Annotated in this window: 5 protein-coding genes; 4 read left to right on the top strand and 1 reads right to left on the bottom strand. The window is 68.4% G+C overall.

Features of this window, described 5'->3' with window-relative positions; genetic code table 11:
• Window positions 1-3: 3 nt before the first annotated feature.
• From QHF84_RS31020 to QHF84_RS31030, 3 genes are all read left to right on the top strand, one after another.
• Window positions 4-960 (top strand): CPBP family glutamic-type intramembrane protease, encoded by a 957-nt coding sequence (locus QHF84_RS31020; RefSeq protein WP_281317087.1) that lies wholly within the window; start codon window positions 4-6, stop codon window positions 958-960.
• A 93-nt stretch (window positions 961-1,053) separates the two neighbouring features.
• On the top strand, window positions 1,054-1,737 hold the full coding sequence (locus tag QHF84_RS31025) for a lytic transglycosylase domain-containing protein (protein WP_281317088.1): 684 nt from the start codon (window positions 1,054-1,056) through the stop codon (window positions 1,735-1,737).
• Window positions 1,738-1,963: 226 nt separating this feature from the next.
• Window positions 1,964-3,346: a KamA family radical SAM protein gene (locus QHF84_RS31030; protein WP_281317089.1), complete on the top strand. Its 1,383-nt coding sequence runs from the start codon at window positions 1,964-1,966 to the stop codon at window positions 3,344-3,346.
• A gap of 351 nt (window positions 3,347-3,697) precedes the next feature.
• Here the strand turns inward: QHF84_RS31030 and QHF84_RS31035 are convergent, their stop codons facing one another.
• A complete protein-coding gene (locus QHF84_RS31035; RefSeq protein WP_281317090.1) occupies window positions 3,698-4,912 on the bottom strand; it encodes a WYL domain-containing protein in 1,215 nt (404 codons plus the stop codon).
• A 345-nt stretch (window positions 4,913-5,257) separates the two neighbouring features.
• Here QHF84_RS31035 and QHF84_RS31040 point away from each other — a divergent pair, with 345 nt between their 5' ends.
• Complete coding sequence (locus QHF84_RS31040) at window positions 5,258-9,202, top strand: MopE-related protein (protein WP_281317091.1); 3,945 nt, start codon at window positions 5,258-5,260, stop codon at window positions 9,200-9,202.
• The last annotated feature ends 294 nt before the right edge of the window (window positions 9,203-9,496 follow it).

The following is a 9,496-nucleotide window of genomic DNA, read 5'->3' on the forward strand; positions in this document are numbered from 1 at the left end:
GCCATGTTCGATCTCGCCTCGACGCTCCTCGCCGCGGCGGCGGGCCCGACGGGCGCGCGCGCCGCGCCGACGCTCCTCGAGACGGCGACCAAGGCCCTCTTCCCCGTCGCCGCGTACCTCGCGCTCGCGCCCGTCCTCTGGTTCTTCTTCCGTGGCACGTGGCGCGAGCTCGACGTCGCGGCGCACGAGCACCAGCGAAAAACCCTCGCCTCCGGCGCCTACGATTACCGCCCCGCGGTGCTCTTCGTGACCACCGCGCTCGTGCTTACGCTCCAGGAATATTATGGCGGCCGTGATTTCTATGAAAATCACCTGAAGCCATTCCTGCGCGAGCTCGAAAAGATGGGCGGCTTCGGGGTCGATCTCCGCAAGTGGAACGAGCTCTACGGCTACGGCTGGTGGGCTTTTACGCGCGTGTTCGGATACGTGGCGGTCCCGATGATCATCTGGAAGATCTGCTTCCGGAGGGACAGCCTGCTCGACATGGGCTTACGGGTCCGCGGCTTCTGGAAGCACGCGTGGATCTACGGCCTTTGCCTCGCGGTCGTGGTCCCGGCGGTGGTGATCGTCTCGCGGGCTCCCGATTTCGGCACATATTACCCATTCTACAAGCAATGCTCCCGCTCGTGGTTCGACCTCGCGATGTGGGAGACGATGTATTTCGCCCAGTTCTTCGCGCTCGAGGTCTTCTTCCGCGGCTTCTGGCTCTCGGGCCTGCGCACGACGCTCGGCTCCGGCGCCATCTTCGCGATGTGCGTGCCGTATTGCATGATCCATTATGGCAAGCCTTACCTCGAAGCGGCGGGCGCCGTGGTCGCGGGCATCGCGCTCGGCTCGCTCGCGATGCGCACGAAGAGCATCTACTCGGGCTTCCTCGTGCACGTGACGGTGGCGCTGCTCATGGATCTGCTGGCGCTCTCGCATCGAAACGCGCTGCCCACGTCGCTCTGGGGGCCCTGAGCCCTGGTAAGCGCAGTTCCTAGGAAGGATCGGCCCACCTCGCCGGTTCGGCCCCTGATGCCGCCGCCCGATCGTGTGCTATCCTGGCCTCGCTTGGCCGCCTCTTCGCTCTCCTCCGCCCACGCCGTCCTCGGCCTCCTCGGCCTCGGGGCGGCGCTGCTCGTCCCGGGCCGCGCAAACGCCGACATTTATACCTACACGGACGCGCAGGGAAACGTGCACGTCACGAGCCAACCCGTCCGCGGCGGAAAATCGGGCGGAAAGATGGATCGGATCACGAGCGGAGACGGCACGAAATCGCGCAAGAAGGCGGCGCAGCTTTTCACGGTGTCGATGCCGAGCGACCGATCGCCGGAGCGTTTTGGACGTTACGACTCGTGGATCCGCGAAGGCGCGCGTCTTTATCGCCTCCCCGAGGAGCTCATTCGCGCGATCATCAAGTGCGAGAGCGACTTCGATCCGCGCGCGGTCTCGCCCACGGGCGCGCAGGGCCTGATGCAGCTCATGCCGGCGACGGCGCTGCGAATGCAGGTGCGTGACGCCTTCGATCCTCGCGAAAACATCCTCGGCGGCTCGCGTTATCTGCGCGTGCTCGCGAACATGTTCAACGGCGATCTCGAGCTCACCGTGGCGGGATACAACGCGGGCGAAAATGCCGTCATGAAGTACCAGGGCATCCCGCCGTACGAAGAGACGCAAGGGTACGTCGGGTGCGTGGTCGGCCATTACCGGGCCTTCAAGGCCCTCGACGGTGAGGGGCTCCGGTCGGCCCGCTGAGCGGGCCTTCCTCTGCCCCCCACACCCCCCGCCCGTTCGAGCGGGAAGCGAATTCAACGCAGCGCAGCAATCGGGAGGCATCACGAGTCCCTGGAGACCCCGGGGCCGTCCCTGTGCTACGATCGGCCCTTCCTGCAGGTTGCACGAACGCCCGATTGTTCTATATGGCGCTCGTCAGCCGGGCGAGCCCGAGGGCCGCCGTGCATAACCCGCTTGGGGGCGAACCATGACTGCCCAAAGCCTCGTCGAGCTCAGCAAACGCACCTACGAAATCGTGCCGCTCAAGCCCCCGGTCGATCCGGCGAGGCTCGAGTACAAGAACTTCAAGGAAGCGCCGGACTGGCGGAGGATCCCCGCCTATGCCGACGTCACCGAGGAGCAATTCCTCGATCACCGCTGGCAGTCGAAGAAATCGATTACCCGGCCCGACAAACTGCTCGAAGCCCTGCGTGATCTCGTCTCCGAGGACTTCATCAAGGACGCGACCGAGGGCTTTGCCCGCGCCCCGATGAGCGTGCGCGTCTCGCCGTACCTGCTTTCGCTCATCGACTGGAACGACCCCTACCGTGATCCGCTGCGCACCCAGTTCATCCCGCTGAAATCGCGCTTCTTGCCGGATCACCCGAAGCTCGGGCTCGACTCGCTCCACGAGCGCGCGGACGCGCCAGTCCCGGGGCTCACGCACCGCTACTCCGACAAGGCCCTCTTCCTCCCGCTCGACACCTGCCCGGTCTACTGCCGCTTCTGCACGCGCAGTTATGCCGTCGGGATCGACACCGAGGAGGTCGAGAAGACCCACTTCAAGGTGGACGAGGATCGCTGGCGGGCCGCGTACACGTACATCTCCTCGCGGCCCGAGCTCGAAGACATCGTGGTCTCGGGCGGCGACGCATACAACCTGCGCCCCGAGCAGATTCGCTCGATTGGCGAGACGCTGCTCGGCATGCCGAACATCCGGCGCATCCGCCTCGCCACGAAGGGCCCAGCCGTGATGCCGCAGAAGATCCTGACGGACAACGAGTGGATCGACGCAGTCACGTACATCTCGGACCTCGGCCGGAAGCTGCACAAGGAGGTCGCAGTCCACACGCACTTCAACAACCCGAACGAGATCACGGGCATCACGCGCGACGCCATGCAGAAGCTCTTCGAGCGCGGCATCCGCGTGCGCAACCAGAGCGTGCTCATCCGCGGCGTGAACGACGATCCAGAGACGATGAAGCTCCTCGTCAAGCGCCTCGGCCACCTCAACGTGCAGCCCTATTACGTGTACGTGCACGACCTCGTGAAGGGCGCCGAGGACCTGCGCACCACCGTGGCCACAGGCGAGCTCATCGAGAAGCACGTGCGCGGATCGACCGCAGGCTTCAACACGCCGACCGTCGTCGTCGACGCCCCCGGCGGCGGCGGCAAGCGCGACGTGCACTCCTACGAGTTCTACGATCGCACCACAGGCATCAGCATCTTCGAGAGCCCAAGCGTCAAGCCCGGCCAGAAGTACCTCTACTTCGATCCGATCGATCGGCTGCCCGACGAAGGCCGCGCCCGCTGGGCCGACCCGCGCGAGCACCAGGTGATGATCGACGAGGCGATGCGCGCGATTTCCTGAAGCCGCGTCGCTGGGGCTTCGCCCCAGGCCCGACCAGGGGCTGTCCGCCCCTGGACCCGGACCAGCGCAAGCGCTGGACTCGGGGTCGATGAACTGCGCTCCGCGCAGTTCATCGAACAGGCCAGGTCAAGACGTACGACGACCCTGCCAACCAAGACGGCAGCGCTGACGTCTCAGCCGGCAACGTGCCGCTGCGTGCGACGACCTTCATGGTCTTGCCACCGGCCTGTGGGAAGAACTGCGCATCGCGCAGTTCTTCCCCAAATGGTCCAGCGCTTGCGCTGGTCCGGGTCGAGGGGCGGATAGCCCCCGCGGGGCCCGGGGCAGCGCCCCGGCGCGGCGGCCTCGACCTCAAGAAGAGCGGCTCTTCTTCACCTTCGGTCGATCCTCGGGATCGGCCTCGTAGTTCGCCACGGCTTGCTCGAGCTCCCTCTTCACGCGCGTCACGAGATCGGCTGGCTCGAGCACGCGTGCTGTCTCGCCGAAGCCGAGGACCCACGACGTCAGCTCCGTCATGTCGCCGATGTCGAGCGAGAGCCGCACGCCTCCGCCTTGTAGCTCCTCGATCACCTGCGACGGGTGCACCTTTCGGGTCCGTACGAAGTCGGCGACCTTTGCGCTGAAGTCGATCACCACGTGTGTCGACGCGCCGCCCGACCAGATGCCGAACGTGCCCTGGAAGTAGTCCTCGACTCGGAAATCTGCGGGCAGGTCGAAGCGCTCTGTCGTCGCGCACTCCGTGTCGCGCATGCGGTCGAGCAAGAACGTCCGGATCTCGCCGCGCCCGGCGTGCAGGCCGACGCAGTAGATCGCGTCCTTGTAGAGCACCATCGCGTACGGGTGGATGACGACCTTGTCCTCGCGCCCGTCCTTTGCGCGCCGATACCGGCACGAGAGCGGGCGTAGATCGGCGACGGCTTGGAAGAGATCGTCGAGCGCCTCCGTGTGCGCCGCGTAGTCCTTCGGGGCGAAGGGCAGGTAGAGAAAGCGTTCTTCGAGGCGCGCGTCGGCGACGCCTGCGTTCGGGCCGCGGCCGGGGCGGCGCGCGACGCCGAGGAGCTGCTGCGCTGCGAGGTCGATCTCTTCGTAGAGCGTCGAGCCTCGCATCGGCTCGAACAGGCGCCGCGCGGCGAGCAGCGCGTAGGCCTGCGTGCGACGGACCTCGACGCGCCGGGGCGCTTCGCCGGGGGCCAGGCGCCAGAGGCGTGTCCCGCCGGGCTTGCTCGTGGTCGAGACCAGGTCGAGATCACGCCGCACCTCTGCGAGGTAGCGGCGCATCGATCGTGGCGTCACGTCGAGCTCGCGGGCGAGCTCGTAAATCGTCAGGCCCTTCGGGTGCCGCTGCAAGAGTGCGCGCAGCGTATCGAGGCGCCGGTGCTGCGTGAACGGGCCTTTGGGCCGGCCGCGTGGGCGCGTGGACGAAGCGGACGACGCGCCTTGCGGGCTCGCTTGTGGCGCTCTTGCTTCGGACGCCGCGGCGCGGCCTGCGACGGCGGCTGCGGCGGGCGCGGCGCGGCGCGCGGAGGAGAGGGCATCGCGTCCCGTGCTCGAAGTGCTGGATCCCACGGTATGCACCTTCGTGTATCGCAACGCGCGCCTGCGGGAAAGCGCGTTCGTGGCTGCGCCCGACGGGCTTCGCCTGCGCGGGCCTCTCCGGGCGCTCCTCTGGGTTCGTCCTGGTGTGCGGGCTCGGAGATCCATACCGGGCACGCGTGGCCATGTCGTGTGCTTGACGGCCACGGCGGCCGCGTGTGGCGACGCTTCTTCTGAAATTGGGAACATCGCGCCTTGCTGGATCGCGCGCATGCGTGCGACCATGGACCGTTGGCGTGCGTGCGTGCTCTGCGGCTCTCCGCGACTCCGGGGGAGGCGCGGGGGCCGCCCGACACGGGCCAGCGGGGACAGGACACGATGTTCACCAGGGTTCGTACACTTCTTGGGCAGCGCTCGGTGCAGGTGAAGGTCGGGGCGATCGTCGGCCTTGCCGCCGCTGCGACGCTCGCCGTCGTGCGCCCGGCGCTCGCGGAGCCGGCGGCGTGTTTGTCGTTTGATCCTGCGGCGTGGCCGGCGCCGTCGAAGCCCTACTTCATGGTGATGTTCGACACGTCCGCGTCCATGACGCTCCCCGTGGCGGGCATGAACTCGTGCGGTTACGCGAACGACCGCCTCGGGCATGGCCGTTGCGCCATGAAAAACACCTTCCAGGCGTTCGCGGGGCAGGCGAATTTCGGGCTCGCGACCTTCGCCAAGGTCCAGAAGGGCTGTGACGCCGCGTGTACGGAGGAGGCCTGCTATCACAGCGACTTTCCCGGCAACATGGACAAAGCGGGGTGCGGACCGGAGCCCGCGGAGTGCGGCACCCCGCCCGTGGCCCAGCCGAACTCCGGCTGCCGAAACGGCGCGAACATCGTCGTCCCGCTGCTCGTCGACAACTATTACAGCCCGCCGCCGAACCTCTCGAACATCAGTGACCTCCTCAGATGGGTCGACAACGACTGCTCGGATCAGAAGGAGCTCTTCGCGCAGGGCAACACGCCGCTGAACGGCATGCTGCGCACCGCCTACCGGTACTTCTACGAGGGCTGGTCGAGCCCCGTGATCGCGGGCCTCAGCTACCCCTCGCCGCTCGCGAATCTCGCGGATGGTGAGCGGCCGTGTCGCTCCGTCAACGTCATCCTCGTGACCGACGGCGGCGAGAACTGCGACCCCGTCAACGACGCGAAGGACGCCGCCGCGGATCTACTCACAGGCTTCACGAAGGGCGGCATCACCTGGAGCATCAAGACGTACGTCATCGACTTCGGCCAGGTCGGCTCGGAAGCCGACCAGCTCGCGGCCGCCGGCGGCACGGGCGCGGCGCAGGCCGCGACGAACGAGGCCTCGCTCAGCCAGGCCTTCGCGAACATCATCGCCGGCTCGATCAAGCCCGAGAGCTGCAACAACGCCGACGATAACTGCAACGGCTGCACCGACGAGGGCTTCGTCCACTACTGCAACAAGGGACAAACCTGCTGCGCCTGGTCCACGCCGGCCCAGCGCGCGACGTGCCTCTCGAACTACCAGGCCACGATCTCCGGGGCCGATCCCGATGGCGATCTCGCGAAGCTGCCGTGCACGACGGCGGCCCAGCAGCAGGATCCGGCGAGCTGGCTCTGCTTCAACCCGAAGGAGACCTGCGACAACGTCGACAACAACTGCGATCCCAACGCGACGATCGACGGCGACCCGCAGAACACCGTCGACGAGGGCGTCTTCAAGTGCGGCAATCCCTTGCATTGCCCTACCACGGAGACGTGCAACGGCCAGGACGACGACTGCGACGGCCTCACCGACGAGGGCCTCGGCGCCTCCTGCACCTGCAAGCCCTCGCCCGAGATCTGCGACGGCTGCGACAACGACTGCGACGGCGTCGCTGACAACGGCATCCCCGCGATCCCCTGCGGCCTCACGACCCCGTCGAACTGCGCGGGCACGCTCTCGTGCAAGCCGCCGCAGAACGTTCCCGTCGGCACCTGCGCGCCGAGCGGCGGGTACAACACCTGCCAGAACAACCCGATGACCGAGACGTGCGACGGCGTCGACAACGACTGCGACGGCACGATCGACGACGGCGTCGCGGCGGCCGAGTGCGTGCCCGTGGGCACGCCGTCGAACCTGAATTACGGCCCGAACAGCCAGTGCAAGAAGGGCACGCAGCCCTGCGGATCGAGCGTCTGCTCGGGCTTCGTGGGGCCGAGCGCCGAGATCTGCGACGGCATCGACAACGACTGCGACGGCACCGTCGACGAGAGCCCCTTCGGCGTCGGCACGCCGTGCGGCGTGAACCAGGCGCCGTGCACGACGGGCCTCACGGCCTGCGTCAACGGCGCGCTCGTCTGCCAGGGCGGCACGCAACCCCAGGCCGAGGTCTGCGACGGCAAGGACAACGATTGCGACGGCTCGATCGACGAGACGCCGCTCGCGGACGCGCCGGCCGCCGGCATGAACGGCTGCTGGACGAACCCCGGCAATTGCTGCACGTTCGGCAACCTGCAATGGTGCCCGCCGCCCGGCGCGACCTGCAATGGCACGGGCGCGCTCACGGCGCCCTGCAACACGGGCAAGCTCGTCTGCCAGGGCCTGCAAAAGTGGGTGTGCGCGACGCCGAAGGCCCCCGAGCCCGAGGCGTGCGACGGCCTCGACAACGATTGCAATGGCATGGTCGACGACGGCAGCATCTCCCAGGTCGGCGATCCTTGCGGGAGCGACACGGGCGAATGCCAGATCGGCGCGCTCGCGTGTAATGCCGGCGTGCTCGATTGCGTGGGCGACGTCGGCCCCACGCAGGAGCTCTGCGACGGCAAGGACAACGACTGCGACGGCAACATCGACAACGGCATCCAGGCCGGCGGCGCTTGCACCGTCGCGTATGACACGAGCCTCTATCCCGGCGATCGCAGCGCGCCGCCGTGCCAGCCGGGCGTGTTGCAATGCGACGGCCTGGGCGGCGCGGCGTGCGCGGGCGGCATCGGCCCCTCGCCCGAGGTCTGCGACGGCCTCGACAACGATTGCGACGGCAAGGTCGACGAGAGCGGCCCCGGGCCGGACGGCATCGACGGATCGGCGAACCCGGCCCCGCCGCCGACCGTGAACGTCGGCGATGCGTGCGGCCTCAACGTCGGCGTCTGCGCCGAGGGCAAGTATGGCTGCGTCAATGGCCAGCTCACGTGCATCGGCGGCATGGAGGCCACGGACGAGGCCTGCGATTGCCTCGACAACGACTGCGACGGATCGAGCGACGAGCAGGATCCGGGCAAACCGAAGCTCTGCAGCACCGGCAAAGAGTGCGTGAAGAGCGGCGAGGCGTGCGCGTGCGCCTCGCCTTGCAAGGGCGGCGAATTCCCCTGCCCGCCCGGCCAGAGGTGCGAGGACGTCACGAAGAGCGAGACGGGCGAGTCGCTCGGGGTCTATTGCGTCCCCGACAACTGCGGCGATTGCTCGGTGAAGACGGTCAAGGACGCGGCCGGCAACGTGATCTGCGCGCCTGCGAATACGCCGGCCGACGCGAATTGCAACAAGCCGCCCGTGTGCGTCTGCAAGGGCCAGGCGGGCTGCAAGGATCCTTGCGACGGCGTGAGCTGCCCGAGCGGCCAGGTCTGCGCGAATTTCGGGGCGAACCTCGGCAAGTGCGTGGTGGACACCTGCTACAACGTGCCTTGCACCGGCTGCAACAAGGCGTGCAACCTCGGCTCCTGCGTGGACAACCCGTGCGTGCCCGGCGCTTGCCCGCCCGCAGAGGTTTGCAAGCCGAGCGCCGATTTCAGCACGTTCTCGTGCGTCCCGACCTGCGCGGACGTCGATTGCGCGGCGGGCACGGCCTGCAAGGAAGGCGCGTGCGTCCCGACCTGCGATCCTGCGTGCGGCGCGGGCGAGACGTGCGACACGAGCCAGACCCCGCCGGCCTGCGTGCAGAACAAGTGCGCCGGGGCCTGCTCGAACGGCGGCTGCTGCGACCCGCTCACGGGCGCTTGCGGCAACTGCCCGTGCGAAGGCGTCCTTTGCCCGAGCGGACAGGCTTGTAATGGCGGCGAATGCGTCGACCCCATGGGCGGCACGGGCTCGAGCGCGAGCTCGGGCGCGGGCGGCGCGGGCCCGGGCGCGGGCGGCGCGGGCGGCATGGCCGGCGCGGGCCCCGGCGCGGGCGGCTCCGCGGGTGCGCCCGACAAGGGCGTCTGGGGCCTCGCGACGGGCGGCGGCGGTTGCGCTTGTTCCGCCGCCGGCGATGCTCGCTCCTCGGCCGGCTGGCTCGCGCTCCTCGGTTTGCCCTTGGCCTTCCTCCGCCGGCGTCGTTCGACGCGCGACGCGAAGGCGGCGTAATCCTTCAATCGCATGGATCGCGCCCGCGGCGTGGCTCGGCCTCGCCGCGGGTCGCGCCCATTTCGTTTGCTTGCGCGACCATTGCCAGTGCACGTGCGCTCGATGTTGGCCCGCGCGCGGAGGCGAGCCGAGGGGCCGTAACCTACAATCCCGGCGAAGGCCTGACGCCGGTTCGGCGCAGAGAACGCGCTCACCTCCCGCATCGTCGCTCGGAAGTGCCAGCGCTTCGACACCCGCTTCCGCGGTGACTTCGCCTCCGCCCCGCGCGGACCCGCCCCGGGGCTCCGCGCGGGC

The sequence above is a fragment of the Polyangium sp. y55x31 genome (genome assembly GCF_029946505.1).
GTDB lineage: Bacteria > Myxococcota_A > Polyangia > Polyangiales > Polyangiaceae > Polyangium.

Coding starts and splice junctions, on each gene's coding strand:
- QHF84_RS31020 (WP_281317087.1), top strand. CDS start 4: ATGTTCGATCTCGCCTCGACGCTCCTCGCCGCGGCGGCGGGCCCGACG.
- QHF84_RS31030 (WP_281317089.1), top strand. CDS start 1,964: ATGACTGCCCAAAGCCTCGTCGAGCTCAGCAAACGCACCTACGAAATC.
- QHF84_RS31040 (WP_281317091.1), top strand. CDS start 5,258: ATGTTCACCAGGGTTCGTACACTTCTTGGGCAGCGCTCGGTGCAGGTG.